Origin of the sequence: Allobosea sp. LjRoot237 (assembly GCF_964253285.1) — a bacterium.
Taxonomy (GTDB): Bacteria; Pseudomonadota; Alphaproteobacteria; order Rhizobiales; family Beijerinckiaceae; genus Allobosea.
In genome coordinates, this window is the sequence record NZ_CAXUQP020000001.1 from 2,234,276 (window position 1) to 2,259,584 (window position 25,309).

Consider the following 25,309-nt stretch of genomic DNA (forward strand, 5'->3'; position numbering starts at 1 on the left):
CTTTGCTGGCACCGTTCTGTCAGCTCTCGAGCCTGATCACATTCCACGAGGCCGGCTGCAATTCCAGAGTGATCCTGTCCGATTTCGTGGAAACACCGTTCAGCGTCGCGGGTTTGACCTTGAGCGGCTCCTTCTTGCTGTTGACCGCCTTCAGATCGCTGTGTCGCAGCTCCGTCGCCTCCGTGACCTTGAACTTGCCGAAGCCCCGTGCATCGATCGCGACGTCGATGCTCTGTTCCAGGTCGCGGTTGAGCAGGAAGAGCGAGACGCCCTTGTCGTCGCTCACCACCGACGCCTTCAGATAGGGGGCGTCGATCGGATAGAAGAGGTCCTGCTTGCCGCGCGGATCGAAGTAGCTGGCCTGGTAGTTCTCCGATTTGACGATGGCCTTGAGCACGGTGCCACGCCCGAGACGGCTCATCTGCGCGAACGGCCAGAAGATCGTCTGGCGCCAGGCCGGGCCGCCGGTCTCGGTCATGATCGGCGCGATGACGTTGACGAGCTGCGCGAGGCAGGCGGCCTTGACCCGGTCGGCGTGGTTGAGGAGCGAGATGCAGGCGCCGCCGAAGACCAGCGCGTCCTCCATCGAATAGACCTCCTCGAGGATCGGCGGCGCCACCGGCCAGCCCTCCTTGACGCGATCGGCCCGGACGCGGCGCGTGCGGTACCAGACGTTCCACTCGTCGAAGCTCAGCATGATGCGCTTGTCCGAGCGCCGCCGTGCCGCGACCGCATCTGAGATCGCGACCACCTCCTCGATGAAGTTGTCCATCAGGTCGGGACTGGCCAGGAAAGCCTTGGTGTCGCCGGCATAGTTGTTGAAGTAGGTGTGCAGCGAGATGAACTCGACCTGGTCGAAGGTGTGCTCCAGCACCTCGTCTTCCCAACGGCCATAGGTCGGCATGTTGCGCCCCGACGAGCCGCAGGCGGCGAGTTCGATCGACGGGTCGATCCAGCGCATCATCTTCGCCGCTTCATGCGCGACGCGGCCATACTCCGTCGCAGTCTTGTGCTCCATCTGCCAGGGGCCGTCGACCTCGTTGCCGAGGCACCAGAACTTCACGTCATGGGGCTTCTTCCAGCCGTGCTCGATGCGCAGATCCGACCAGGCCGTGCCGCCGGGGTGGTTGCAGTATTCGACGAGATTGCGTGCCGCGTCGCCGTCGCGCGTGCCGAGATTGACGGCGAGCATCGGCTCGATCTTCGCGGCGCGGCACCAGTCGATGAACTCGTTGGTTCCGAAGCTGTTGGGCTCGGTGGTGAACCAGGCCAGGTCGAGCCGGGCGGGGCGATCCTTCACCGGGCCGACGCCATCCTCCCAATTATAGCCCGAGACGAAGTTGCCACCGGGATAGCGCATGATCGTCGGCCCGAGTTCCGTGACGAGGTCGAGCACGTCCTTGCGGAAACCGCGCTTGTCGGCAGTCGGATGACCGGGCTCGTAGATGCCGCCGTAGACGCAGCGGCCGAGATGCTCGACGAAGGCACCGAACAGCCGCGGATCGGTCTCGCCGATGGCGAAGGCGCGGTCGAAGGTGATGCTGGCTTGTCTCATGACGTAGCTCCGGGTGTAGCAACGGCTTTGCGTGGATGATCGGTACGGAAGGCTCCCGCGCTGTCGGGCGTGAGCACGGCATCGCGGAGCTGGCGGGAATAGGGATGGGTGGGGGCGGAGAGCACGGCGCGGGCCGCCCCTTCCTCGACCACCACGCCCTTCTGCATGATGATCAGCCGGTCGCTGATGTAGTAGGCGGTGGCCAGGTCGTGGGTGATGTAGACGATCGACAGGCCGAGATCGTCGCGCAGCCGGCCGAACAGGTTGACGATCGACATGCGCAGCGAGGCGTCGACCATCGAGACCGGCTCGTCGGCGACGATCAGCCGGGGCTTGGCCACGAGCGCGCGGGCGATCGCGACGCGCTGGAGCTGGCCACCGGACAGTTCGTGCGGGAAGCGCCCCGCGATCTCGGCGAGGGACAGTCCGACCTGCCTGAGCGCCTCGTCCGCTTGCTCGCCGGCCGCGCTCTTGCCCACGGCGCCGCCGAAGCGCTCCGCCGTCATGAACAGATAGCGGTCGAGCTGCTTCAGCGGGTTGAAGGCCTCAAACGGATTCTGGAAGATCGGCTGCACCTCGGCCATGAAGGCCCGGCGCTCATAGGCTGCGACATCGCGCCCTGCGAGCCTGATCCGGCCGGAACTCGGCGCATGGATGCCGAGGATCATGCCGGCCAGCGTCGATTTTCCCGAGCCGGACTCGCCGATCACGGTGAAGATCTCGGGCTTGTCGTCCTGCAGCGCGAAGCTGACCTCCTTCACGGCGTCGATGCGCTGCGTCGACAGCAGCCCGCCGCGCGAGAAACTCTTGCTGATCTTGTCGAGTTCGAGCAGCGCGCTCATGCCGCCGCTCCGGGATTGACGGCATGACAGGCAACGCGATGGCCGGGCATGGTCGCGATCATGGCCGGCACGGTCGTCGCGCAGACGGGCATGGCGAGCGGGCAGCGCGGATGGAAGCGGCAGCCCGGTGGCGGGGCAGCGAGGTTGGGCGGAGTGCCCTCGAGCCCCTCGCGCTGCTTGACGTCGCCGATGCGCGGGAGGCTCGCGATCAGATGCCGCGTATAGGGGTGGAGCGGCTCGGCAAAGATCTCGGCCGTCTCGCCATCCTCGACCAGCCGCCCCGCATACATGATGCCGAGCCGATCGGTCAGGGCCGCATGCACGCCCATGTCGTGCGTGATGAACAACATGCTCGAGCCCATCTCGCGCTGGATCGAACGGATCATCCCCAGCACGTCCTTCTGCACCACGACGTCGAGTGCTGTCGTCGGCTCGTCGGCGATGATGAATTCCGGCTTGCAAATCGTCGCGAGCGCGATTGTGACGCGCTGGCGCATGCCGCCGGAGAGCTCGTGCGGATAGGCGGCGAGCACGGAAGGGTCGAGCTTGACGCGTTCGAGATGCGCCGCCGCCCTGGCGTCGAACTCGGATTTGCTCCCACCGAGATGGCGCCAGGCGAAGTCGCGGAAGCTGTATCTGATCCGCCTGAGCGGATTCAGCACGTTCATCGAGCCCTGCATGATGTAGGACAGGTGCCGCCAGCGGATACGGCGCACGACCTCCTGCGGGGCCCGGCCGATCGCATCCCATTCCGGCAGGAAGGAGAAGCGGGCCGACCCGCCAACCATTTCGAGTGGCGGCTTCAGCAGCCCTGCGATCGTCTTGACCAGCGTCGTCTTGCCGGAGCTGGATTCGCCGGCGAGCCCGTAGATCTCGTTGCGGCGAACATCGAAGCTGACCCCGTCGACCGCCCGGACCTCGCGATGGACGCCGAAATAGCGGGTGCGGAAATGCGCCTGGAGGTCGCTGACCTCGAGCACCGGCGCCTGATCGGCCGCGCCGGTCATCGGGTGCCCCCCATCCTGGCCAGGCGGCTGCGCGGGTCGATGTATTCGTTCATCGAGACGGCGAGCAGGAAGAGGCCGACGAAGGTCATCACCACCAGCCCGACCGGGAAGGCGATCCACCACCAGATGCCGGCGACCAGCGCCGTGTGCTGGTTCGCCCAGTAGATCATGCCGCCGATGGTCGGGGTGTTGATGTCGGTGAAGCCGAGGACGGCGAGGGTGACCTCGATGCCGATCGACCAGTTCATGTTGTTCATCGTGGTCGAGAACACGATCGGCATCACATAGGGCAGATGCTCGCGCGCCAGGATTTCGTGCGTCTTCATGCCCGAGAAGATGCTTGTCTGGGTGAATTCGCGCGTCTTGAGGCTGAGCGCGACCGAGCGGATCAGGCGGGCGTCATAGGCCCAGCCGAGGCAGGCCATGATGGTGGCGAGCAGCGGCGTCGACATCGTGTCGCGCAGCACGAAGTAGAACAGGATCAGGATCGGGAACAGTGGGATGATGATGAAGGTGTCGTTGATCGACATCAGCACCCGGTCGATCCAGCCGCCGCTGTAGCCGGCGAGCAGCCCGACCACGAGGGCGATGACCCGCGACAGCAGCGCCACCATGATGCCGAAGCTCAGCGTGTTGCGGATCGCGAAGGTCAGGTGCCAGAACACATCCTGTCCGCGCGAGGTCGTGCCGAGCCAGTGGACGGACGAGGGCGGCAGATCGGGCGGCACGAGATAGACATCGCCCGGCGGATAGGGAGCGACGAAGGACAGCGCCGCCATCACCAGCACGACGGACACGAGCACGAGGCCGATCCGGAACTCGATATTGTAGCGGAGGAGGTCGCGCAGGATCGCCAGCATCAGCGCAGCTCCACGCGTGGGTCGATCAGCGGATAAAGCAGGTCGATGATCAGGACGCCGATGGAGACGGCGATGATCGAGACGGTCGTGACGCCAAGAACGAGCCCGTAGTCGCCGGCATAGACCGCGTCGACGAGGAGCGTGCCGACCCCGGGATAGCCGAAGACCTTCTCTGTGATCACGGCGCCGTTGAAGATGCCGCCTAGCGACATGGCGAGCCCGGTGACCTGTGGCGCCAGCGCGTTGCGCATGACGTAGGAGCCGAGCACGCGGCGGCTGTCGAGCCCGGCGGTCTCGGCATAGACGACATAGTCCTCGGTCACGATGTTCGACACCAGCGAGCGCATGCCGAGGAACCAGCTGCCGAGCCCTATCAGGATCAGCGAGAGCGCCGGCAGGATCGAATGCCGGACGACACTCGAGACGAAAGGCCAGTTCCAGCCCTGCTGCAGGTTCATCGCCGAGCCGCCGGTGATCGGCAGCACTGGCCAGAGGAAGCCAAAGACGATGAGCAGGAGCAGCGCGACGATGTAGTAGGGGATCGGATGCACCCCCATCGCCACCACGCCCATCAGCTTCAGCGTGCGGTTGCGCTGATAGTAACCGGCGAGCCCGCCGAGCAGGTTGCCGAGCACCCAGGTGATCAGCGTCGAGACGATCAGCAGTCCGGCCGTCCAGGGCAGGGCCCGGGCGATCAGGGCCGAGACCGGGGTGGGAAAGGCTGAGAGCGAGGGACCGAAGTCGCCGCGCAGTACCCGACTCCAGAACGTGATGTATTGCTCGGCCAGCGTTCCCTTCAGGCCATAGAGCTCCTGAAGTGAGGCGCGCATCGCGGCGATCGCATCGGGCGAGGTGCTGCCGAAGGAGGTCACGGCGGAGATCGACTGCTCGACCGGGTCGATCGGGGAGGCGTGGGTGATCACGAAGGCCAGGTTGACGCCGATGAAGACGACCACGACGAACTGGACCAAGCGTTTCGCGAGATAGGCGATGTAAGCGTTCATGCGATCCCGAAAGCTCAACCTGGCCGGCGGCGAAGGGCCGCGCGCCGGCTGGCGATTGTCCTGGGAAGGAGGAGGGGCCGCCGCTCGAGGCGCGGCCCCTTTCGGATCATTTGGTCGGCTTCAGCCGTATGAACATGTAGCGGGAGTTGCCCCAGTTCGTGACCGGGTTGGCGTAAGGGTCGTCGGAGGTCGGGTAGCCGGTCCAGTAGGTCTGATCCATCGCGGTGAAGACGTTGTAGGCCATCAGCGGAATGATCGGCATTTCGCGCGTCATCAGCTTGACGTAGTCGCGCCCGAGCTCGACGCCTTTGGGATCGTCGAAACCGATCCTGCGGATGTCCTCGATGATCTTGTCGAGCTCGGGATGCGTCCAGCGCTGCCAGTTGCGCAAGGGCTGCGGCTGGCCGGGCGGGGCGACGAACTGCGAGTGCCAGCTGTCCATGAAGTAGGACAGATCCTGGTGCCCGCCCCAGGTCTCGACGCTCCAGCCGATGAAGCTGTCGAAGTCACCTGCAGCGCGCCGCGTCAGCAGCGTGCCCTGCGCGACGTCGATGCGCGCGTCGATGCCGGCCTGCTTCCATTGCTGGACGATCATCGTGCCGGCGCGTGTCATCACCGGCCGGAGGTCGCCCTCGACCATCAGCCTGACGACGAACGGCTTGCCGTCCGGTGTCAGCCACTGGTTGCCCTGCTTGCGGAATCCGGCGCGCGTCAGCAATTCGCCGGCCGCCGCGACATTGGTCTTCCACCAGCCGAGGCCGAAGGAATTGCCGATCACCGCCGGATCGGAGGGAATTTGGTCGCCCATGGAGGGCCGCAGCATGTCGGCGATCTGCTTACCAACTGTTGGATCGTAAGGCTTGACCTTGCTCTTGCCCGTGTCGATCTCGAAATCCTTGAGCCAGGCCTCCATCGGCTTGTGGTAAGCCTCCGGATGGATGCCGGTCGGCGGGACGGCGATCGCCGAGATGGTCGCGGCGCCGCGATAGGCCGCCATCGACACCGCCTTGACGTCGATCATCAGCGCCAGCGCCCAGCGCACGTCACGGTTCTTGAGATTCTCGTTCTGGGTGTTGAAGATGACTGCCGGCAGGGTCGGGTCCGGATGGCCATAGGGGAAGCCCTTGAACCAGGCGCGCGTGCCCTTGTCCTGCTTCGCCAGCGTGAACATGCCCTCGGGCGCGATGTCATGGATGACGTCGAGCTCGTGGTTCAGCTGGGCGATGACGCGCTTGTCGGGGGGGCCGGGATCGACATAGGCGAGGTATTTCGGCCCAGGCTTGCCGAGACTGCCGAGCGAGGTGCGCTGCCAGTCCTCGCGCAATTGCCAGATGTACCACTTTCCGTCGGGGTCGAAGGAGTGCAGCGTATAGGCGCCGAGCGTGACCGGCTTGTTGAAGTCGAACTTCGCGGGGTCCTCGACCTTGTCGAAGACGTGCTTCGGCAGGATCCAGACCGCCCCCCAACGGACCGTGAAATTGGTGTGGAAGCGGGAATTCGGCTTCTTCAGCTTGAAGATCACCGTTTCCGCATCGGGCGCCTCGACGGAGGCGACATTGTTCGCCAACACCGCGGAGAAGCGCATGTTCGCGTTCTTGACCTGGATGTCGACGGTGGCCTTGACGTCGGCGGAGCTGAACTCCACGCCGTCGCTCCAGAACAGGCCGCGCCGGAGCTTGACCTGCATCTCGGTGAAGTCGGCATTGTAAACCGGCTTATCGGCGGCGAGCGAATTATACCAGGGGCCGTCGAGGCCTTTCTCGGGGTCGATGTACCAGAGGGTGTCGAGCGCCGCCTGCTGCAGCCCGTTCGACTGACTGCCGGCGTTGATCGCCCAGATATTGAACCAGCCGGCGTTCTTGATCGTCCCTTCCGGATTCTCGAGGATCAGGAGTTCGTTGCGGGGAATATTCTGTGGAATGCCCTGCGCCGAGGCCGGCGCGGGCGAGAGCGGCATTGTCGCAGCCAAGAGCGCAGCGGCAAGCAGCCAGGCGCGTAAACGCGTCATCGTCACCTCCCTGAACGGGGCGTTTCTCGCCCTTCGTGGTCGGGAGCTTAGGCGCCGCCCAGAGCTGGGGCAACGACGGATGTGATCCATATCAGAAGGTTAGATATAGAGTGCTTATCGCACTGATTTTTATTGATTTTTCTTGCTTACCTGTTTCGACAAACAGGCATCCAAAGCCTGTCGATCAGGGGAGATTGTCCCGCAGGAAAATATCGATGCCGATGCGCTCCTGATCCGGAAACAGCGGATCACCGGAGCAATAGGCGAGGAGCACGCGTGCCGCCGAACGCGCTTCGTGACCGGGGTTCTGGCTGATGATCGCGTCGACCTCGCCGCGCACCAGGAAGCGACGGGTGTGTGCGGTGAGTTCATGGGCGATCCAGACGATGGCGTTGCTGCGGCCCGCTTCGTTCAGCGCCGCGGCGATACCGCGATTGCCGGCGCCGACATTGTAGATTCCGATGAGGTCGGGCTTTTCACGCAGCAGCGATACGGTGGCGTGGTAGGTGAGCTCGTTGTCGTCCCGGCCCTCGACCGCAGGGAAAACGGTGAGTTGGGGATACTCGACCGTCAGAACCTGATTGAAGCCGAACTGGCGCTCGGCATGGTCGCGCAGTGCCAGCGATCCGGCAATCACACCGACAGCCCCGGACTTGCCGTGGAGGAAACGGCCCATCAGCGTCGCAGCCGTGCGTCCGGCGGCGGGATTGTCGATGCCGACATAGTGCAGGCGCTTCGCGCTCGGCACGTCCGACACCAGCGTGACGACCGGAATGCCGCGCTCTGCCAGTTCGTCGATCGCGGCGCGCACCCGCGGGTGGTCCAGCGCGATGGTGGCGACGCCGGCATAACCGGGAAGGACCGTCTCCAGCGCCCGCGCCAGCGCGTCCGGCTCGAACACGTCGACATGCTGCACGTCTATGACGGCGCGCTGGCTGGCAAGCCAATCGGCGGTGCGGGCGACCTGCTCGGCCAACAGGGTCATGAAGCTGTTGGCCCCGGACGGCAGGATGAACAGGAAGCGGAAGCTCTGGTTTCGGGCGAGGCGGGCCGCCGTCGGGTCCGGCCGATAGCCGAGCCGCGAGACGGCGGCCTCGACCCGCGCGATCGTCTTGTCGCGCACGCCGTCGCGGCGGTTGACGACGCGGTCGACGGTTGCGACCGAGACGCCGGCGGCGCGGGCGACATCCTCGAGCGTCGCCCTGCCAATCCCCGCTGCTGCGCCTGTATCCGTCATCAGCGCGCTGCCCAGAGCATCCCGCGCGTCAGCATCGTCCTGATCTCCGGCACGTCGAGTTCATAGGCGCGATGGCCGAGCGAGCAGTAGAACACGCGCCCGTCGCCATACGGCTTCTTCCAGGCGACCGGCATCACCGTGCCCTCGATCCATGGCGCATGCTCGCCACCGAAGGTCGTGGTCGCGAGCACTTCGATGGCCGGGTCGACATGCATGTAGTACTGCTCCGATCGGTGTTCGAAACTGTCGATCCCGGCCATGATCGGGTCGTCGGGCCGGGTGATGTCGACCTTGTAGTCGATGATGTTGCCGGGATGGGCAACCCATTGCCCCCCGCACATGAACTGGTATTCCACCGCTTCCCGGAAGGCATCGCCCATACCGCCATGATGACCGGCGAGGCCGACGCCGCCGCGCACCGCGGCGCAGAGATTGGCGGCCTCCTCCTTCTCGATCTTCGACATGGTGTAGATCGGCACGATCAGAGAGAGCTCATGGATCGCCGGATCGGCAAAGGCCGCCGTCGAGGTCTCGACGCGGACCTCGAAGCCCTCCGCCCTGAGCCAGCCCCGCATCATCGAGGCGCACAGGTCGGGGTCATGCCCAGCCCAGCCGCCCCATACGATCATCGCCTTGCGCATCGTCGCCATTCCCTCGCTCAATCGATTTGCCCGACATCGCGCCCGGCCGGCAGCGCCGCCGGCCTCTCGACGCGGCTTTCGATGGTTATCCTGCGCCCCTCGTCCGCCGACTTCTGGAATGCCTCCATCACCTCCAGCACATGGAAGGCGAGTGCGCCGCTGGCACGGTGGGGGCGATCGGCGAGGATGGCGGCTGCCATGTCGGCGACGCCGATCGAACGGAACTCGCCCTCGGCATGGCCATGCGTCAGCGCGACCGCCTCCCAGGCGCCGCGCGGCTTCGCCAGCTTGACCTCGCCGCCGAACTTGTTGGGGTCCGGCACTAGAAGGCTCGCCTTGTCGCCATAGATCTCGATCGGCGTATGGGTGTGCTGGGGCACATCGAAGCTCATCGTGATCGAGACGACAGCGCCGTTCTCGAACTCGACCGTGCCGGCGACATGGGTCGAAACCTCGACCGGGATCAGCGCGCCATTCATAGGCCGGCTGGTGACGAGCCGCTCCAGGCGGGGCCGCGCGGTCGAGCCCATCACGCTGGCGACCGGCCCGAGCAATTGCACGAGATCGGTCAGGTAGTAGGGGCCCATGTCGAGCATCGGGCCGCCACCGCGCAGATAGTAGAAGCCGGGCGCGGGGTGCCAGCTTTCGTGGCCCGGGCAACCGAAGAAGGCGCTGCCGCCGACCGGCTTGCCGATCGCCCCGTCGTCGATCAGCTTTCGCGCCGTCTGGTGGCCGCCGCCGAGGAAGGTGTCGGGCGCACAGCCGACACGCAGGTTCTTCTGGGCCGCGAGATCCATGACCTTGCGGGCTTCCAGCGTGTTGATGCCGAGCGGCTTTTCGGAATGGACATGCTTGCCGGCATTCAGCACTGCAAGGCTGACATCGGTGTGGGCGAGCGGCACGGTCAAATTGACGACGATCTCGACATCGTCGCGCTTCAGGAGTTCTCCGACGCGCAGGCCCGGCACGCCGAACTCGGCGCCGCGCTTTTCGGCTGCAGCGCTGCGCATGTCGGCCACGGCCTTCAGCTCCAGCATCGGGAAGCGACGCATCGCCTCGAGATATTTCGTGCTGATGTTGCCGCAGCCGACGATTCCGATTCCGACCTTCCGCATTCCCGTTCTCCGGTTTCGATTGAACAGCGCCCGCGGCCTAGCCCTTGACCGCGCCGGCGGTGAGCCCGGCGACGATGTGCTTCTGCGCGAGGATGAAGAGCAGGAAGGTTGGCAGGATCGTCAGCGTGATGAACGCCAGGATCAGGTGCCATTCCGACGAGAATTCGCCCTGATAGATCATGATGCCGAGCGGCCACGGGTACATGGAATCCGAGTTCAGCATCACCAGCGGCAGCAGGTAGCTGTTCCAGCTGTGCACGAAGGTGATCGTGCCGACGGTGGCGAGGATCGGCCGCGACAAGGGCAGCGTCACATGGCGGAAGAAATCGATGTAGCTGCAGCCGTCGACCAGCGCCGCCTCGAGCAGCTCATGCGGCAGATCCCTGAAGAAGCGACGCAGGAGCAGGATGCTCATGGCGAGGCTGAAGGCGACCTGCGGCAGCGCGACGCCGAGATAGCTGTCGAGCAGGCCGAGATCGCGCACCTTGATGAACAGCGGCAGGATCGCGGTCGCGGCCGGGAACAGCAGCCCCATCGTCAGATAGCTCAGCAGCATCGAACTGCCGAAAAAGTGGATATGGGCGAAGACGAAAGCCGCCATCGACGCGACGATCAGCGTCAGCACGACCGTCAGAGCCGCGATCACCAGCGAGTTCCAGAGGAGCTGCCAGTAGCGCTGCGAGAGCAGGATCCCGGTGTAGTTCTCCCACTCCCAGGTCTCCGGCAACCCGAACGGGTTGGTGCGCAGCTCGCCGAGTGACTTGAAGCCGCCGAGCACCGTCGCCAGCAGCGGCACGATCACCAGCAGGGCGACCAAGCCGAGGAAGACGGCCTTGTAGAGCGGCACGAGATCGAGCGGCCGGCGCGGGGCGAGGGCGTCACTCATTGCGCATGAACCAGCGCTTGTAGCTGAAGGCGAAGGTGACGCAGATCACGAACAGGACGACGCCAATGGCGCTGCCATAGCCGACGCGCATGCGCGAGACGCCATGGTTGTAGAGGAAGCTCACCATGGTGTTGGAGGAATCCGCCGGCCCTCCGCGCGTCAGCGGCATCACCAGGTCGAAGAGCTGCAGCGAGCCGACGACGGCGAAGAACACCGAGAGCTTGATCGTCGGATAGAGCAGCGGGATCACGACATGGCGCAGCACCTGCCAGCGTGAGGCACCGTCGATGCGGGCCGCCTCGACCAGGTTGCGGTCCATGCCCTGCAGGGCCGCGATGAACAGCATCATGTGGAAGCCGAAATACTTCCATACGACGACGATCAGGATCGCCAGCATCGAGGTCTGCGTCGAGGCGAGGAGGTGCGGCGCCTCGGCTCCGAAGGCACGGTAGATCGAGGCGAGCAGCCCGTAATTCCCGTCATAGATGAAGCTGAAGATCAGGCCGGTCGCGATCTCGGCGAGCACATAAGGCAGGAAGAACAGCATCCTGAGCGCCACCGCGCCGCGAAATCGTTCTGCCAGGATCAGCGCCAGCGCCATCGCCAGCGGCAACTGGATCGTCAAGGACACGACGATGATCAAGAGGTTGTTCTTGAACGCCGTGCCGAAGCCGCGCGAATCGAAGACGAAGCGGTAATTGTCGAGGCCGATCCAGCGCGTCGGCTTGCCGAATCCGTTCCAGTTGAAGCCGGAATACCAGGCGGCTTCGCCGATCGGCAGCACGACGAATAGCGTGAACAGCATCAGCGCCGGCGGCAGGAAGATGAGGAGCGTGGCGAGGCGCGAATCGAGACCCCGGCCGCGTCGCCTGGCTATGCCGGCCACGGGGCGCGGGTGGTTGCGCATGACGAGAGCATGGCCACGCTCGCTCATCGATTCCGTTCCCAGCTCATCGAGCGCGGCGCACCGGTCAGTTGCCCTGCTTGAAGGCGTCCTGGATCGCCTTGGCCGCCTGCTTCGGCGTCATCGAGCCGCCGGCGATCTCGGCTACGGCGTCGTTGACCACCCGGCCGACCGAGGGACCGAGATCCTGGTCGTAGAAATTCTGGTGGTATTTCGAGGCGGCGATGTTCTTCGCCACGTTCTGCATGATCGCCGTGCTGAGCGTGGCTTCCGCGCCCTTGTAGGTCGGGATGAGGAAGTTCTGCGCAGCGAGCGTGCGCTGGACGTCGTCGGAGATGAAGAATTGCAGGAACCCGACCGCTTCCTTCGGTGCGCCCTTGGTGACGATCCAGCCATTGACACCGCCCAGAGTGTCGGTCGGCTGGCCCTTGCCGCCGGCCGGCATCGGGAAGTCGAACCAGCCGAGCTTGTCCTCCGGAATGCCTTTCTTGTCGGCGGCGAGCGCCCGCTGCGTCGTCGAATGATGCGAGATGGCGAGATTCATCGCCGCCTTGCCGTCGGCGAAGAAGCCGAGCGCCTGCTGGTTCTTGAAACCGAGGAAGCCGGTCTGGAAAGGCTCGAGATCGACGAGCTGCTTCATCAGCTCGCCGGCCTTTTGAAAGGTCTCGCCCTCGAAGCCGCCATTCTGCCCCTTAGACGCCGCCTCGAAGGCCGGTTTGCCGCCGAGGCGGACAGCCAGATGGGTCCAGTAGAAATGCAGCGGCCACTTGTCGCCGCCGCCGACGGTGATCGGCGTGATGCCGGCCGCCTTCAGCTTCTTCACGGCACCGAGCAGATCGTCCCAACTCTTGATCGCTGCGCCGTCGACGCCCGCCTTGGCGAACAGATCCTTGTTGTAGATGAAGCCGACCTGCGAGACGTTATGCGGCAGGCCGTAGAGCTTGCCGTCGATGGTGAAGGCCTCGACGGCTCCGGAGGAGAGCTTGTCCTTGTAGCCGCCGACCGGCGCGGTGATGTCCTCGAGCACGCCGGCCTCGATCTGCGCTTTCAGCACCCCGCCGGCCCAGGAATAGAGGATATGCGGCTTGTCCTTCGACTGCAGGATAGTCGGCAGCTTGGCCTTGTAGGCCTCGTTCTCGAGGAACTGCATCTCGACCTTCACGCCGGGATGCTGCGCCTCGAATTTGCGCGCAACCTCCTCCCAGATCTTCACCTGAGCCGGGTTCTGCTCGATGTGGAGCCATTTGACTGTCGTCTGGGCCGCGGCGGCGCCTGCGGCGAAGGTCGAAACGGCGGCGGCGAATGCAAGCGTCCTCAGGAAACTCATCTCTCGTCCTCCCAATCCCGAATTTATATCGGGTTGAGGGTAGCGTAGCTCAAAATCTGAGGTGCGCAACTCAAAACCTGAGTTGCATGTCCAGCGGCGAGCATGATGGTCAGGCCGTCCAGTACCTGCATCGTTTGGAGGGCAGGCATCTTGATGGCGGTCGACGCTATTGGTTCGCCGGCAGATTGCGGAAACTGCTCGATCGAACGATCGCCAAAGGGCTTTGAAATCATCGCGCTTGTTGTAACCGTCAGCGCGAAACAGAAGGATCCCGAATGTTCGATCTCATTATCCGAGGTGGGCGCGTCATCGATCCAGAGACCGCGTTCGACGAGGTGGCTGATGTCGCTGTCAAGGACGGAACGATCGTCGCGATCGGAAGCGTTTCCCAACCGGCCGGGCGAACGCTGGACGCCGACGGCTTGATCGTCACGGCCGGCTTCGTCGACTTGCATGGGCATGGCCAGTCGATCCCAGCCGACCGGATGCAAGCCTTCGACGGCGTCACGACCTCGCTGGAGCTGGAGATCGGCGTCTTGCCGGTGGCCCGATGGTACGACGAGCAGGCCCATGCCGGCCGGGTCCTGAATTATGGCGCCTCTGCGGGTTGGATCTTTGGCCGGATCGCCGCGCTGACCTCGCAGCAGACGCAATCCACGATCGAAGGCATGGGCCTCGCCATGCGCGACAAGCGCTGGGTCACCGATGCCGCCGATCCGGGCGAGACCGCCGACATCGTCGAGCGTGTCCGAACCGGCCTTGAACAAGGCGGGCTCGGTATCGGCTTTCCCAATGCCTACGCGCCCGGAACTGGCATCAAGGAGATCTCGGAGCTCTGCAGCCTGGCTGCCAGCTTTGGCACGCCGACATTTACCCACATCGCTTTCATGTCCAACGTCGATCCGCTGAGTTCGATCGAGGGGTATACGCGGCTGATCGGGCTGGCCGGCTCCACCGGAGCTCACATGCATATCTGCCACTTCAACAGCACGAGCTTGCTTGACGTGGAGAGGGCGGCGGAACTCGTGCGCAATGCCCAGGCCCAAGGCCTCAAGGTAACGGTCGAGGCGTATCCCTACGGCACCGGCTCGACGGTGGTCAGCGCAGACTTCTTCAGCGACCCGGCGTTTCCGACACGCTTTGGTACGGACTACAGCGCCATCGAGGTCGTCGCTTCGCGACATCGGTTCCGCGACCGCGACGAGCTCCTGCACGCCCAACAGGAGAATGCGGGCGCGCTGGTCCTGATCCATTTCCTCGACGTTGCCGCCAACGACCGACACAGAAAGCTGTTGGACGTCTCGGTCATGTTTCCAGGCGGCATGATCGCGTCCGACGCAATGCCCTGGACGTTGCCGAATGGCTCGACCTACACCGGAGATGCCTGGCCGCTCCCCGATGACGCGGTATCGCACCCTCGGTCTTCGGCGACGTTCACGAAGTTCCTGAAAGAATGGGTCCGGGAGCGACAGGTCATCGGCCTGCTCGACGGTCTCAGCAAATGTTCGCTCATCCCGGCCCAGCTTCTCGAGGGCTGCACGCCGGGCATGCGCAAGAAGGGTCGCGTCCAGATCGGCTGCGATGCCGATATCGTCGCATTCGACTACGAGGCACTGACGGATCGAGCGGACTTCTCCCGGATGAACGCGCCTTCAGAGGGTGTGCGACATCTGCTCGTCGGTGGAGAGGCTGTGATCGCGGACGGAGATCTCGTCAGGGGTGCCCGCCCAGGCCGCCCCATCCGGCGCCCGACGCTGTGATGGCGATACCGATCCTGCTGATCGCCGGCCATTTGGGGGCAGGGAAGACGACGCTCATCAATCGATTGCTTCAGGAGGCGGATGGAAAGCGCATCGCCGCGATCGTCAACGACTTCGGGGCCATCGATATCGACGCTGCCTTGCTGCAATCATCCAGCGAAGGGCTCGTCAGCCTGAAGAACGGCTGCATATGCTGTTCGCTCCAGGGGGATCTTTTGCGGACGCTCGCCTCGGTGGTGAGACGCGATCCCGCCCCGGATGCCATCGTGATCGAGACCAGCGGCATCTCGGACCCGGCAGAGATCATCCGCAGCCTTCTCGATCCCGTGATTTTCAAGGCTGCGGCGCTGGAAACAGTGCTGACGCTGGTGGATGGCCTGCGAGCCTCCGAAGACGCAGAGTTATGGGACGATCCGCTCTGGCTCTCCCAAGTGAGGTCGGCCGATGTGCTGCTCGTCACCAAGGCCGATCTGGCCGGCAGCCAGGCGACCGAGCGTTTGATCTCGCAGCTCGAGCGCCGCTTCTTCCCAAAGCCGGTGTTTGTGCTTCAGGGCGAGTTGCCGATGGAATTGATGTTCGGCCATGGCCCGGGCGACCAGCGAACGCTGCCGCCGCCTCGCCCGACATCGCCTGCGACCTTCGAGACCGTTAGCTGGACCGCACCCCGGCCTCTATCGCTGGTCAAATTCCAGGCCGCTCTCAATCTGATGTCGCAAAAGCTTCTGCGCGCCAAAGGCGTCGTGCGTTTTGCAGAGCAGCAATCCCAACCGCTGCTCTTTCAGCTCGTCGGCTCGCGCGCCACGCTGATACCGTCCCCCATCCCGCCCGGCGACGGTCTGGCGGCGGCGATTGTGCTGATCGGCCGAAAGGAGGTCGCCGACCTCGGCGACATCACCGCGCTGCTGAACGAGGCGGTGCTGCCATAAAGGCGTAACCGACGAGGTTTGATCAGTTGTCCCGAGACGCTCGGCGGATCGATTGCGGGGGTTGACCGAACGCCCGGACGAAAGCGCGTCGCATTCTCTCCGGATCGCGGAAGCCCGTTGTCTCGGCAACCCTCTCGATCGGCTCGCCGGACGATTTCACATGTTCGCGCGCCACCTCCAGCCGAAGCCTCTCGATCGCCTTGGATGGCGTGGAACCGGTCTCCACAGTGAAGATGCGGGCGAAATGGCGAGGACTGAGCCCAGCGCGATCGGCCAGGATCTCGACGTTGAGAGGCTGATCGAGATGCTCGCGGACCCATGCGAGCAGCGGACCGAAGCGCCCGTTCGGCGTCTTGAACTCCAGCAGCGACGAGAACTGGGACTGGCCTCCGCTTCGGCGATGATAAAGGACGAGCTGGCAGGCAACGTCCTTGGCGACCGCCTCGCCGTGATCTTCCGCGGCGATGGCGAGCGCGAGGTCGATACCTGCCGTGATGCCGGCTGAGGTCCAGACATTGCCGTCACGGAGAAAGATCCGGTCAGGATCGAGCTTCACCCTGGGATATCGCGAGACGAAATCCTGGGTGCGGCACCAATGCGTCGTAGCCTTGCGGCCGTCCAGCAAGCCCGCCGCCGCCAATACATAGGCCCCGGAGCACACGCTCGCGACGCGCGTTCCATCCTTCGCAAGCCGCTTCACGAAGGCGAGGGTATCCCGACAATCGGTGGCCGCCTCGACGCCGAGCCCTCCCGCGACGACCAGCGTGCTGATCGTCTTTACCGAGCGCAGGCTGGTGGCCACCACCTCGACCCCGCTTGAACTGCGAACCGGCCCAGTCTGGGCGGCGACCATCTGGATTTTTGGCGCATCGGGGACGAAGCGCCTGGCGATCTCGAACACCGAGGCAGGCCCGGAGGCGTCGAGCAATTGGAAGTCAGGGAAGATCAGTATCCCGATCATCGGCATGTCCGTAAACGAGGGAACTGCGTCATTTCGACAGAAATGCCACCATGGCAGACTGCGATCGTCAAGTTGGCTTCGAGGTTCAAGTCATGTCCCAGTCATTCAAGTTCGGACTGCTGGTCTTCCCGCGCATTACGCAGCTCGACATGACTGGGCCCCTCCAGGTGTTTTCCAGCCTGCCCGGGGCAGAAGTCCATTTGATCTGGAAGCGTATCGAGCCTGTGCCGAGCGACACTGTCCTGGCCATCATGCCGACGACCACCTTGGTCGACTGTCCGCAGCTCGATGTCATTTGCGTCCCAGGCGGCTACGGAACCGACGACCTGCTAAGCGACGACGAGATCCTTGGCTTCCTGCGCCGCCAGGCGGAGAAAGCGCGCTTTGTCACCTCCGTCTGCACGGGGTCGATCGTCCTGGCCGCAGCGGGACTGCTCAAGGATTACAGGGCGGCGACGCATTGGAGTGCGGTCGATGCGCTGCCCATGCTCGGCGCGACGATCTCGCGCGAACGGGTCTGCATAGATCGGAATCGGATCACGGGTGGAGGTGTTACCGCAGGCATCGACCTTGGCCTGACGGTCGTCTCCGAGCTGGTGGATCGCCAGGCCGCCGAAGCGATCCAGCTGCGGCTGGAATACAACCCGGCGCCGCCATTCGATGCGGGGTCTCCGGAGACGGCGCCGCCGGAGATCGTCGATCTGCTGTTGAACAGGATGAAAGTGCCGCGTCAGCGCCGGCTGGCGCTTGTAAGCGAGGCCGCCGCGAGAATGCGCTGAGCCTGACGGACACGGGATTGTACTCTCGACGAAAGGGAGCGGCGACGCCCGACGTCAGGTCGATGCTTGCCGCCGAAGATCTTTGAGAGGGGCCTTCAATGGCTGAAATCGAGGGAAATAGGCCATTGTAGTCCTTTCCTGCCGGGCGTTAGCTCGGCGACAGATCGGCATGACACCGCGAAGCGCCTTCGCTTTCCGGGCTGAACCGATGGAAAAGCCGCGAGAGTCGGCTCATCAGGGGAACAATAATGAGATCGGATCGCAGCATGCCGCTCCGGGGCGGCCTCGTTTGTGCTTTGCTCAAATCCACCGTCGGCGTGTTCGCCGCATGGGCGCTGATGGCGGGCTCTTCCGCCGCCCAGCTCTCCGATGGCGTGGTCAAGATCGGCGTGATCAACGATCAGTCTGGGCCACTTGCCGATCTGGCCGGGCCAGGCTCGATCGTCGCGGCGAAGTTGGCCGTTGAAGATTTCCAGAAGCTGGCGCCGTCGATCAAGGTCGAGATCGTCGCGGCGGACCACCAGAACAAACCGGATGTCGGGGCGCAGATCGTGCGCCGCTGGTACGGCGTCGACGGCGTCGACATGGTGGTGGATGTCGGCAACTCGGCGGTCGCCCTTGCGGTGCAAGCGCTTGCCCGCGAGCGGAACAAGCTGGTGATCTATTCGGCGGTCGGCACGGCCGAGATCACAGGCAGGCAATGCGCGCCCACAGGGCTGGCCTGGCTGCACGACAACTACAATCTGGTCGCCGGCCCCATTCGCAAGCTGAAGTCTCAGGGGCTGGACACCTGGTTCTTCATCGCTGCCGACTACGCCTTCGGCCGGAACATGGTGGCAGAATCGCAAGGCATGCTCGCTTCCGTCGGCGGGAAGAGCCAGGGCTCGGTCTTCCATCCTCTGGGGAACGCGGACTATGGCTCTTTTCTCCTGCAGGCTCAGACGTCGGGCGCGAAGGTCGTGGCGTTTGCGAATGCCGGCGAACAGCTGGTTTCCGCCATGAAGCAGTGGAATGAGTTCGGCATGGGCCACGGACCGCAAAAGGCGGTGGCGCTGCTGATGTTCCTGACCGATGTCCACAGCATGGGCCTCGAGGTGGCCAAAGGACTGACCACCATCACGGCCTGGTATTGGGACCTAGATGATGAAACCAGGGCGTTCGCAAAACGATTCTTTACAGTGCATCGCGCCATGCCGACCGCTCCTCAAGCCGCGGTCTATTCGTCGGTTCTGCATTACCTGAAGGCCGTTGCCGCGGCGGGATCGGATGACACCGATCGCGTTCTCGAAAGGATGCGCGCCACCGCTGTCGATGATTTTTATGCCCGCGGGGCCATGCTGCGAGCCGACAGCAAGCTTTACCACGATTTCTACCTCGTCCAGGCCAAGGAACCCAAGGAACTGGACAAGCCGTGGGCGTACTACAAGATCGTGGAGAAGATCGCCGCCAAGGACGCGTACCGCCCTTTGAGCGAAAGTGATTGTCCGCTCGCCTCTAGCAAGTGACAACGAAACGTCGCTCAGGGCCGGACGTTGTCACTACCGGAAGGCTTCGATCTGGTCTGCAGCCGGTCGAGCCAGCCATTGATGCTGAGGTCGATCTGAGGGTCGATGTCAGCGTTCTGCCCGGCCGACGTCACGCGCCAGCATGAGCAATGCCAGTGCGGCTGCAGCCGATAACGCGACCAGGACCATCGTACTCGCCGCGAGTCCAGCCCGTTCGAGCATCACAGCAAAGGCAAGCGGCGCTGCGGCGCGGATGGCGAGGCCGGGCGCGGACAATTTGCCGAGCATCGCACCGTAGCCGGCGGGGCCGAAGAGCTGGAGCGGGACCGTGCCGCGGACGATCGAGCTCAAGCCCATGCTGATGCCATAGGCGATCGCAAACAGCCCAGCGAGCACGGCCATGCTGCCGCCGGCAACAAGCAGAATGAACCCGAGCGGCATGAGCGCGCCCGAGACCCACGCAGTTGTCACCGGAGGCACATTCGCGCCGAACAACATCTCGATGAGCCGTCCGGTCACCTGCGACGGGCCGACCATCGCGCCCAAGGTGACAGCCAGTGCCGCGCTGAAGCCGAAGCCCTGCAGCAGCGTCAGCATGTGGACCGACATGGCCGAAACGACGAAGCCCTGGAGCGAAAACGCAATCGCGAGCAGGACGAAGGCGCGTTGGCGGGCCGAGCCGGCGAGGTAGCCATCAAGGCTCGGCGTGTCGGACGGCCGAGCCGGCTTGGCGACCGACATTGCCTGGCCTCGAGGCAAGAGGAACGCATGCAATGGCAGCGCCAGGACCGCGTAGCCCAGCGCGTAAATCTGGTAGATCGTGCGCCAATCCGCCTGCGCCAGCAGCGCAGTGGTGAGCGGCCAGAACAACGTCGAGGCGAAGCCGCCGATCAGCGTCAGCTTGCTGATCGCGCGCCTGGCTCCCGCACCATGTGCCTGGGTCAGTGCCGTGAATGCGGCATCATACAAGACCAGCGTCGAGACGACCTCGAGGGCGATCATCGCCGCGTAGTAGCTGACCAAGCCCTCGGCCTTGGACAGGGCAAAGAGAGACAGGCCCGCGAGCACGCTGCCGATGCTCATCATCCGGCGCGTGCCGTACCGGTCGATCAGGCGCCCGGCGAAGGGCGCAGTCACGCCCCCGGCGAGCAGTCCGAGAGCAAAGCCGCCATACGTCCATTCGGGAGCCCAGCCCAGGCTCTTGGTCATGCCAGGCGCGAGCACGGCGAACGCGTAATAGAGCGCGCCATAGCCGGCGACCTGAGTAACGCCCAGAGCGAGAATGAGCCCGATTCCGGCAGCCGGAGCCGGACTCGTGTCGGAGGTGGCAAGCGTCGTCATTGCACCTGGACGGCTTCACTCGTTTTTGCGGAGCTACTGCAGCCGCAACCTGATTTACCTTGTGCCTTGGCGGAAGCGTCGTCGACGCAGCAGGCGTCTGCATCGCTCGGAGCCGGTCCGCCACAGCAACCGCCGGCACTTTCAGGCGCGCTCGTGCATACGCCGGTTTCAGGCAGGACAAGCTGGACATTGTCGGCAGCCGCCATATCGCCAGCAATGGCCGCGACCACCGAACGGGCCTGCTCATACCCTGTCAGCATCAGGAATGTGGGCGCGCGCCCATAGCTCTTGATCCCCACCGTGTAGAAGCCCGGCTCCGGATGGGAGAGCTCGCGATGCCCGTGTGGGGGTACCGAGCCGCAGGAATGCAGGTTGGGATCGATCATCGGTCCGAGCGCCTTGGCGCTCTCCAGCCAGGGATCGAGCTCGACACGCAATTCTCGGGTCAAGGCGAGGTCGGGGCGCTGGCCCGTGCAGACCACGACCTGGTCGATCGGCCCAACCGTGCGAAGACCATCAGGCGTCTCGCCATCGAGGGCGAGTTGGCCGCTCACCTCGCGCACAGCGGTGACCGCAAAACGGGTGACGAGCTCGATGCGGCCGGTTTCGACGAGCTGTCGCAGCCTCTGCCCCAAATCGCCGCGCGCCGCGAGCTGATCGTTGGCGCCGCCGCCATAGACGCGAGAGAGGTTGCTGCCGCGCGTCAGCCAGATTGCCCTGGTCCCGGCTTGATCAGTCGCGAGCTCGGCCAGGTCGAGCAGCACGTTTGCCGCCGAATGGCCGGCGCCGACAACCACCGTCGTGCGCCCTGCATAGCTATCCCGATCGCGGCCAAGCACATCCGGAATGCTGTAGGCGATCCGGCCGCGGAACGTCTCCTCGCCGTCTGCAGCCACGCCGCCCGCTCCGAGCGGGTTTGGCGACGTCCAGGTCCCCGAGGCGTCGATCACGGCCCGCACGAGCTCGCGGCGGACGCGCCCGTCGCTGTCGACAATGGTCAGCTGGAAGGGGTGCAACTCCCGGTCGCGGCTGACGACCTTGTCGATGCCGCGCCGCCCGATCGCCTTGACACGCGCTCCGTACTCGATGACCGGCGCCAGGGCAGGGGATTGCGCAAGGGGCGCAAGATACCTGCTGACGAGGTCGGCGCCGGTCGGGTAGACCGCCTCGTCCGGCGCTCGCCAGCCCGCCTTTTCCAGTAGCGAGCGGGCCGCCGGATCGACATTGTAGGCCCATGGCGAGAACAGCCGGACATGGCCCCAGTCGCTGATGTTCGTGCCTGCTGCAGCGCCGGCTTCATAGACCTTCACTGCAAGGCCGCGCGCGACGAGATTGGCGGCGGCGGCGAGGCCGACCGGACCGGCGCCGATGACGCCGACGGGTAGTTCCATCATCACAAAACTCCTATATTCCTAGAACGATCGAATTAGTCGGCAAATAAAAAGCCGCTCAAGCAGCCTGATCGGACGTCGCTGCGCAGGCTTCGTCCGCGCAGCATTCATCTGCGAGGAAGCCCAGCAAAGCGGCCATGGCTGTGTATTCGGCCCGGCAGATCAGGGTCGTGGCCTGCCGCTCCTGCGAGACCAGCCCGTTCTGCACAAGGCGCTGAAGATGGTGCGACAGGGTCGAGGCCGGAATGCCCAGACGCTCCTGCACCTGGTTGACCGGCAGGCCACTATGACCGGCACGGACCAGAATCCGATAGAGTTCAAGGCGGGTCGGATTGCCGAGCGCCTCAAGCTGCTTTGCTGCTTCTTCGATTTTCATGGAAGTAAACTGCGCCGCTCACAAGAAGCCGTCAAGCCATATTTCGATGATTGTCGAATTATTCGGCGGCCTGCGTCTTTCGAACGCTGCTTCCGCGCTCGTACCAGCCCTTCGACCCGTTCACGATCCAGACCACGGTGAGCATCACAGGAACCTCGATCAGCACGCCGACGACGGTTGCGAGCGCCGCTCCGGAGTTGAAGCCGAACAGGCTGATGGCGGCGGCGACGGCAAGCTCGAAGAAATTCGAGGCGCCGATCAGCGCCGAGGGGCCAGCCACGCAGTGCTGTTCGCCGACAACCCGGTTCAGCAGATAGGCAAGCCCGGCATTGAAATAGACCTGGATTAGGATCGGCACGGCCAAGAGCGCGATCACCATCGGCTGCGCCAGGATCTGCTCACCCTGGAAGCCGAAGAGCAGGACGAGCGTCGCGAGCAATGCAACGAGCGAGGCCGGGCCCAACCGGCTGAGCAGGCGATCCAGCGCGGCCTGTCCGCCGTTCGCGAGAATACGATTGCGGATGAGCTGCGCGACGATCACGGGCAGGACGATGTAGAGCACCACAGATAGAACAAGCGTTCCCCACGGCACCGTGATCGCCGACAGGCCGAGCAGCAGGCCCACGATCGGGGCGAAGGCGACGACCATGATCGCATCGTTCAGGGCGACCTGGCTCAGCGTGAAATGTGGCTCGCCCTTTGTCAGGTTCGACCAGACGAAGACCATGGCGGTGCAGGGGGCCGCTGCCAGGATGATGAGCCCGGCGATGTAGCTGTTGATCTGGTCGGCCGGCAGCCAGGGTCGGAACAGCCAGGCGATGAAGAACCAGCCCAGCGCCGCCATCGAGAACGGCTTGACCGCCCAGTTGATGAACAGCGTGACGCCGATCCCGCGCCAATGCCTGCCGACCTGACCGAGCGCGGCAAAGTCGATCTTCAGCAGCATCGGGATGACCATCAGCCAGATCAGCACGGCCACCGGCAGGTTGACCTTGGCGATCTCGGCCGCGCCGATGGCCTGAAAGACGCCGGGCATGACATGGCCGAGCGCGATGCCGACGACGATGCACAGTGCGACCCACAGCGTGAGGTAGCGTTCGAATGTGGACATGTTGACCTCAGGCGAGAGCGGCGGGACGGCCGGCAGCGTCAACGACGAGCTCGCCGTCTTCCTTGCGGAATTCGCCCAATTGCGGCGGCAGCAGAGACAAGACCGCCTCTGACGGACGGCAGAGACGGACACCCTTCGGCGATACGACGAGCGGCCGGTTGATCAGGATCGGATTGGCCTCGATCGCGTCGAGCAAGTCATCGTCGGAGAGGTTCGGATCACCGAGTCCGAGTTCGGCGAAGGGCGTATCCTTCTCCCGGAGAATCTCGCGCACCGCTAGCCCTGCGCGAGCCAGGAGCTGCTGCAGCAACGCCCTGGTCGGCGGCGTCTTCAAGTATTCGATCACATGCGGTTCGACGCCGGCATTGCGGATCAGGCCGAGCGTGTTCCGCGACGTTCCGCAGGCGGGGTTGTGGTAGATGACGACGTCCATCATGCCCCCTCCGGACGACGACCAGTCGTTCCTTCGAGGCAGCCGATCTGCATTGCCTCGGCCATGATCGAGCGGGCGGAGTTATGCGTGCAGAGGAACAGCACGTTGTGGATGCGATCAGGCATCGGCCGTGACCTTCGGAGGGCAGCGGGGGCTGAGTTCGGCCAGCAGCGGCGCGCAGATCTCCGCACGTCCGCCGCAGCAATCCTTGAGCAAGAAAGCGATGACGGCCCGCAGCGCTTCCAGATCGGCGCGATAGACGATCGAGCGGCTGAAGCGCTCCGACCGCACGAGGCTCGCCCGGCTCAGGATGCCGAGATGCGACGACATCGTGTTGTGCGGGACTTCGAGGTGCCGGGCGATCTCTCCGGCTGGCAAGCCGTCGGGTTCCGCTGCAACCAGCAAACGGAAGACGTCGAGCCGCGTGGTCTGCGCCAGCGCCGCGAGGGAGAGGATGACTTGCTCGTTTTCCATATGTCGAGACTTATCGACATATGGAGGCTGCCGCAAGCGGGGAGGGTGCTATCTTGATGTTGGAACCAATCCGCTGCGCAAGGCGTGAGCCCAGTCGGCCCGACCATTGGCTTCGGCGCGCCGCGCTGCATGCTCCCAGTCATAGGCGACGGCGTGATGCTCGACCGCGACCGCACCCGTCATCGTCACCACCGCGAAACGGGCATGCGGCGCGCCGCTTTCCGAAACATGGATGCTGGGCTCGGTGGCGTGATAGGCAGGATTGCCGACGCTGCCGGGATTGACGACGACGGTTCCGTTGGCGAGCCGCAGCAGGCGCGGCTGATGGCTGTGCCCGCACAGGACCACGGCGTGGCCAGCCGCGCCGATCAGCGCTTCGACCGCCTGCGGACGGGCCGCGACCAGGCGCCCGCTATCGATCTCGTCGAGCAGATAGGTCTCGTCGTCGATCGGGCTGGCATGGAAGCAGCGAGCCTTGCCGATCTCGATCTCGAATGGAAGCGCCGCCAGCCAGCCACGCGCCTCGGCGTCGAGGTCTCGCCAGGCGAAGCTGTCGGAAGCGCCGAGTTCCTCAGGGGAGGCCGCGTCGAGCGCCCTGTCATGGTTGCCGCGGACATGGCTCATCTTGCTGGCGCGCAGGAGCCGCACCGTCTCCGCCGGCCAGAGCGGACCCGAGGCACAGTCTCCGAGATTGACCACCGCATCGACGGAGAGGCCGGCGAGGCTGGCCAGCACGGCTTCGAGGGCCGGCAGGTTGCCGTGCACATCGGCGATGACGCCTAGCCGCATGTCGCAGATCCCGAATCCAGAGCCGGCTCGGTGCCGACCGGTCTTGTGATGGCGCGTCCCGAGGCTCGCACCAAACC

General features: G+C 64.6%; 23 protein-coding genes and 2 pseudogenes. 4 read left to right on the plus strand and 21 right to left on the minus strand.

Translation table 11 applies throughout. The annotated features are described in order from the left end of the window. Positions 1 to 19: 19 nt before the first annotated feature. The 12 genes from arfA to ACSQ24_RS11000 all read right to left on the minus strand — a co-directional run bounded on the left by arfA (position 20) and on the right by ACSQ24_RS11000 (position 13,386). Positions 20 to 1,555 (minus strand): arabinosylfuranosidase ArfA, encoded by a 1,536-nt coding sequence (gene arfA, locus ACSQ24_RS10945; protein ID WP_436094697.1) that lies wholly within the window; start codon positions 1,553 to 1,555, stop codon positions 20 to 22. After that, positions 1,552 to 2,397: an ABC transporter ATP-binding protein gene (locus tag ACSQ24_RS10950; RefSeq protein WP_436094698.1), complete on the minus strand. Its 846-nt coding sequence runs from the start codon at positions 2,395 to 2,397 to the stop codon at positions 1,552 to 1,554. Before ACSQ24_RS10950 ends, arfA begins: the two co-directional genes overlap by 4 nt. Next, positions 2,394 to 3,404, minus strand: a complete 1,011-nt coding sequence (locus ACSQ24_RS10955; RefSeq protein ID WP_436094699.1) for an ABC transporter ATP-binding protein — start codon at positions 3,402 to 3,404, stop codon at positions 2,394 to 2,396. Before ACSQ24_RS10955 ends, ACSQ24_RS10950 begins: the two co-directional genes overlap by 4 nt. Beyond that, the gene (locus ACSQ24_RS10960; protein WP_436094700.1) at positions 3,401 to 4,264 is read right to left on the minus strand and encodes an ABC transporter permease; all 864 of its coding nucleotides are present in this window, start codon (positions 4,262 to 4,264) and stop codon (positions 3,401 to 3,403) included. The genes ACSQ24_RS10955 and ACSQ24_RS10960 overlap by 4 nt, the downstream gene beginning before the upstream one ends. Further along, a complete protein-coding gene (locus ACSQ24_RS10965) occupies positions 4,264 to 5,268 on the minus strand; it encodes an ABC transporter permease (RefSeq protein ID WP_436094701.1) in 1,005 nt (334 codons plus the stop codon). Before ACSQ24_RS10965 ends, ACSQ24_RS10960 begins: the two co-directional genes overlap by 1 nt. A 106-nt stretch (positions 5,269 to 5,374) precedes the next feature. Then, positions 5,375 to 7,225 (minus strand): ABC transporter substrate-binding protein, encoded by a 1,851-nt coding sequence (locus tag ACSQ24_RS10970; RefSeq protein ID WP_436097869.1) that lies wholly within the window; start codon positions 7,223 to 7,225, stop codon positions 5,375 to 5,377. Between the two features lie 235 nt (positions 7,226 to 7,460). Beyond that, the gene (locus ACSQ24_RS10975) at positions 7,461 to 8,513 is read right to left on the minus strand and encodes a LacI family DNA-binding transcriptional regulator (RefSeq protein ID WP_436094702.1); all 1,053 of its coding nucleotides are present in this window, start codon (positions 8,511 to 8,513) and stop codon (positions 7,461 to 7,463) included. After that, entirely contained in the window at positions 8,513 to 9,154 is a 642-nt protein-coding gene (locus ACSQ24_RS10980) for a ThuA domain-containing protein (protein WP_436097870.1), read from the minus strand. The genes ACSQ24_RS10975 and ACSQ24_RS10980 overlap by 1 nt, the downstream gene beginning before the upstream one ends. 17 nt (positions 9,155 to 9,171) lie before the next feature. Continuing rightward, the gene (locus ACSQ24_RS10985) at positions 9,172 to 10,269 is read right to left on the minus strand and encodes a Gfo/Idh/MocA family protein (RefSeq protein WP_436094703.1); all 1,098 of its coding nucleotides are present in this window, start codon (positions 10,267 to 10,269) and stop codon (positions 9,172 to 9,174) included. A 37-nt stretch (positions 10,270 to 10,306) separates the two neighbouring features. Continuing rightward, positions 10,307 to 11,155 (minus strand): carbohydrate ABC transporter permease, encoded by an 849-nt coding sequence (locus ACSQ24_RS10990; protein WP_436094704.1) that lies wholly within the window; start codon positions 11,153 to 11,155, stop codon positions 10,307 to 10,309. Continuing rightward, positions 11,148 to 12,062: a carbohydrate ABC transporter permease gene (locus tag ACSQ24_RS10995; protein WP_436097871.1), complete on the minus strand. Its 915-nt coding sequence runs from the start codon at positions 12,060 to 12,062 to the stop codon at positions 11,148 to 11,150. The genes ACSQ24_RS10990 and ACSQ24_RS10995 overlap by 8 nt, the downstream gene beginning before the upstream one ends. A 64-nt stretch (positions 12,063 to 12,126) precedes the next feature. Then, the gene (locus ACSQ24_RS11000) at positions 12,127 to 13,386 is read right to left on the minus strand and encodes an extracellular solute-binding protein (RefSeq protein ID WP_436094705.1); all 1,260 of its coding nucleotides are present in this window, start codon (positions 13,384 to 13,386) and stop codon (positions 12,127 to 12,129) included. Between the two features lie 248 nt (positions 13,387 to 13,634). Between ACSQ24_RS11000 and ACSQ24_RS11005 the strand changes: the two are divergent. Both ACSQ24_RS11005 and ACSQ24_RS11010 read left to right on the plus strand, forming a co-directional pair. Further along, a pseudogene (locus ACSQ24_RS11005) lies at positions 13,635 to 15,146 on the plus strand (amidohydrolase family protein); the annotation flags it as partial. After that, the gene (locus ACSQ24_RS11010; RefSeq protein WP_436094706.1) at positions 15,146 to 16,072 is read left to right on the plus strand and encodes a CobW family GTP-binding protein; all 927 of its coding nucleotides are present in this window, start codon (positions 15,146 to 15,148) and stop codon (positions 16,070 to 16,072) included. The pseudogene ACSQ24_RS11005 and the gene ACSQ24_RS11010, both read left to right, overlap by 1 nt. Positions 16,073 to 16,094: 22 nt before the next feature. On the opposite strand, the gene ACSQ24_RS11015 is transcribed toward ACSQ24_RS11010, so the two are convergent. Further along, positions 16,095 to 17,033, minus strand: a complete 939-nt coding sequence (locus tag ACSQ24_RS11015; protein ID WP_436094707.1) for a GlxA family transcriptional regulator — start codon at positions 17,031 to 17,033, stop codon at positions 16,095 to 16,097. Between the two features lie 92 nt (positions 17,034 to 17,125). Between ACSQ24_RS11015 and ACSQ24_RS11020 the strand changes: the two genes are divergently transcribed. Together ACSQ24_RS11020 and ACSQ24_RS11025 are read left to right on the plus strand one after the other, a co-directional pair. Beyond that, a complete protein-coding gene (locus tag ACSQ24_RS11020; protein ID WP_436094708.1) occupies positions 17,126 to 17,812 on the plus strand; it encodes a DJ-1/PfpI family protein in 687 nt (228 codons plus the stop codon). Between the two features lie 266 nt (positions 17,813 to 18,078). After that, positions 18,079 to 19,317, plus strand: a complete 1,239-nt coding sequence (locus ACSQ24_RS11025; RefSeq protein WP_436094709.1) for an ABC transporter substrate-binding protein — start codon at positions 18,079 to 18,081, stop codon at positions 19,315 to 19,317. A gap of 108 nt (positions 19,318 to 19,425) precedes the next feature. Here the strand turns inward: ACSQ24_RS11025 and ACSQ24_RS11030 are convergent, their stop codons facing one another. From ACSQ24_RS11030 to ACSQ24_RS11065, 8 genes and pseudogenes are all read right to left on the minus strand, one after another. Further along, positions 19,426 to 20,658 carry an MFS transporter gene (locus tag ACSQ24_RS11030; protein ID WP_436094710.1) on the minus strand — a complete coding sequence of 411 codons (1,233 nt, stop codon included), beginning with the start codon at positions 20,656 to 20,658 and terminating at the stop codon, positions 19,426 to 19,428. Beyond that, positions 20,655 to 22,052 carry an FAD-dependent oxidoreductase gene (locus tag ACSQ24_RS11035; RefSeq protein WP_436094711.1) on the minus strand — a complete coding sequence of 466 codons (1,398 nt, stop codon included), beginning with the start codon at positions 22,050 to 22,052 and terminating at the stop codon, positions 20,655 to 20,657. The genes ACSQ24_RS11030 and ACSQ24_RS11035 overlap by 4 nt, the downstream gene beginning before the upstream one ends. Positions 22,053 to 22,107: 55 nt before the next feature. Next, on the minus strand, positions 22,108 to 22,425 hold the full coding sequence (locus tag ACSQ24_RS11040) for an ArsR/SmtB family transcription factor (protein WP_436094712.1): 318 nt from the start codon (positions 22,423 to 22,425) through the stop codon (positions 22,108 to 22,110). Positions 22,426 to 22,483: 58 nt separating this feature from the next. Then, positions 22,484 to 23,536: an ACR3 family arsenite efflux transporter gene (arsB, locus tag ACSQ24_RS11045; RefSeq protein ID WP_436094713.1), complete on the minus strand. Its 1,053-nt coding sequence runs from the start codon at positions 23,534 to 23,536 to the stop codon at positions 22,484 to 22,486. A gap of 7 nt (positions 23,537 to 23,543) precedes the next feature. Next, positions 23,544 to 23,969: an arsenate reductase (glutaredoxin) gene (gene arsC, locus ACSQ24_RS11050; protein ID WP_436094714.1), complete on the minus strand. Its 426-nt coding sequence runs from the start codon at positions 23,967 to 23,969 to the stop codon at positions 23,544 to 23,546. Positions 23,970 to 24,019: 50 nt separating this feature from the next. Then, positions 24,020 to 24,094, minus strand: a pseudogene (locus ACSQ24_RS11055) (arsenate reductase ArsC); the annotation flags it as partial. Beyond that, positions 24,087 to 24,443 carry an ArsR/SmtB family transcription factor gene (locus tag ACSQ24_RS11060; RefSeq protein WP_436094715.1) on the minus strand — a complete coding sequence of 119 codons (357 nt, stop codon included), beginning with the start codon at positions 24,441 to 24,443 and terminating at the stop codon, positions 24,087 to 24,089. The pseudogene ACSQ24_RS11055 and the gene ACSQ24_RS11060, both read right to left, overlap by 8 nt. Positions 24,444 to 24,491: 48 nt before the next feature. After that, positions 24,492 to 25,232, minus strand: coding sequence for a metallophosphoesterase family protein (locus ACSQ24_RS11065; RefSeq protein ID WP_436094716.1), 741 nt, complete (start codon positions 25,230 to 25,232; stop codon positions 24,492 to 24,494). Positions 25,233 to 25,309: the final 77 nt, after the last annotated feature.

Coding starts and splice junctions, on each gene's coding strand:
- arfA (WP_436094697.1), bottom strand. CDS start 1,555: ATGAGACAAGCCAGCATCACCTTCGACCGCGCCTTCGCCATCGGCGAG.
- ACSQ24_RS10950 (WP_436094698.1), bottom strand. CDS start 2,397: ATGAGCGCGCTGCTCGAACTCGACAAGATCAGCAAGAGTTTCTCGCGC.
- ACSQ24_RS10955 (WP_436094699.1), bottom strand. CDS start 3,404: ATGACCGGCGCGGCCGATCAGGCGCCGGTGCTCGAGGTCAGCGACCTC.
- ACSQ24_RS10960 (WP_436094700.1), bottom strand. CDS start 4,264: ATGCTGGCGATCCTGCGCGACCTCCTCCGCTACAATATCGAGTTCCGG.
- ACSQ24_RS10965 (WP_436094701.1), bottom strand. CDS start 5,268: ATGAACGCTTACATCGCCTATCTCGCGAAACGCTTGGTCCAGTTCGTC.
- ACSQ24_RS10970 (WP_436097869.1), bottom strand. CDS start 7,225: ATGCCGCTCTCGCCCGCGCCGGCCTCGGCGCAGGGCATTCCACAGAAT.
- ACSQ24_RS10975 (WP_436094702.1), bottom strand. CDS start 8,513: ATGACGGATACAGGCGCAGCAGCGGGGATTGGCAGGGCGACGCTCGAG.
- ACSQ24_RS10980 (WP_436097870.1), bottom strand. CDS start 9,154: ATGCGCAAGGCGATGATCGTATGGGGCGGCTGGGCTGGGCATGACCCC.
- ACSQ24_RS10985 (WP_436094703.1), bottom strand. CDS start 10,269: ATGCGGAAGGTCGGAATCGGAATCGTCGGCTGCGGCAACATCAGCACG.
- ACSQ24_RS10990 (WP_436094704.1), bottom strand. CDS start 11,155: ATGAGTGACGCCCTCGCCCCGCGCCGGCCGCTCGATCTCGTGCCGCTC.
- ACSQ24_RS10995 (WP_436097871.1), bottom strand. CDS start 12,062: ATGCGCAACCACCCGCGCCCCGTGGCCGGCATAGCCAGGCGACGCGGC.
- ACSQ24_RS11000 (WP_436094705.1), bottom strand. CDS start 13,386: ATGAGTTTCCTGAGGACGCTTGCATTCGCCGCCGCCGTTTCGACCTTC.
- ACSQ24_RS11010 (WP_436094706.1), top strand. CDS start 15,146: ATGGCGATACCGATCCTGCTGATCGCCGGCCATTTGGGGGCAGGGAAG.
- ACSQ24_RS11015 (WP_436094707.1), bottom strand. CDS start 17,033: ATGATCGGGATACTGATCTTCCCTGACTTCCAATTGCTCGACGCCTCC.
- ACSQ24_RS11020 (WP_436094708.1), top strand. CDS start 17,126: ATGTCCCAGTCATTCAAGTTCGGACTGCTGGTCTTCCCGCGCATTACG.
- ACSQ24_RS11025 (WP_436094709.1), top strand. CDS start 18,079: ATGCCGCTCCGGGGCGGCCTCGTTTGTGCTTTGCTCAAATCCACCGTC.
- ACSQ24_RS11030 (WP_436094710.1), bottom strand. CDS start 20,658: ATGACGACGCTTGCCACCTCCGACACGAGTCCGGCTCCGGCTGCCGGA.
- ACSQ24_RS11035 (WP_436094711.1), bottom strand. CDS start 22,052: ATGATGGAACTACCCGTCGGCGTCATCGGCGCCGGTCCGGTCGGCCTC.
- ACSQ24_RS11040 (WP_436094712.1), bottom strand. CDS start 22,425: ATGAAAATCGAAGAAGCAGCAAAGCAGCTTGAGGCGCTCGGCAATCCG.
- arsB (WP_436094713.1), bottom strand. CDS start 23,536: ATGTCCACATTCGAACGCTACCTCACGCTGTGGGTCGCACTGTGCATC.
- arsC (WP_436094714.1), bottom strand. CDS start 23,969: ATGGACGTCGTCATCTACCACAACCCCGCCTGCGGAACGTCGCGGAAC.
- ACSQ24_RS11060 (WP_436094715.1), bottom strand. CDS start 24,443: ATGGAAAACGAGCAAGTCATCCTCTCCCTCGCGGCGCTGGCGCAGACC.
- ACSQ24_RS11065 (WP_436094716.1), bottom strand. CDS start 25,232: ATGCGGCTAGGCGTCATCGCCGATGTGCACGGCAACCTGCCGGCCCTC.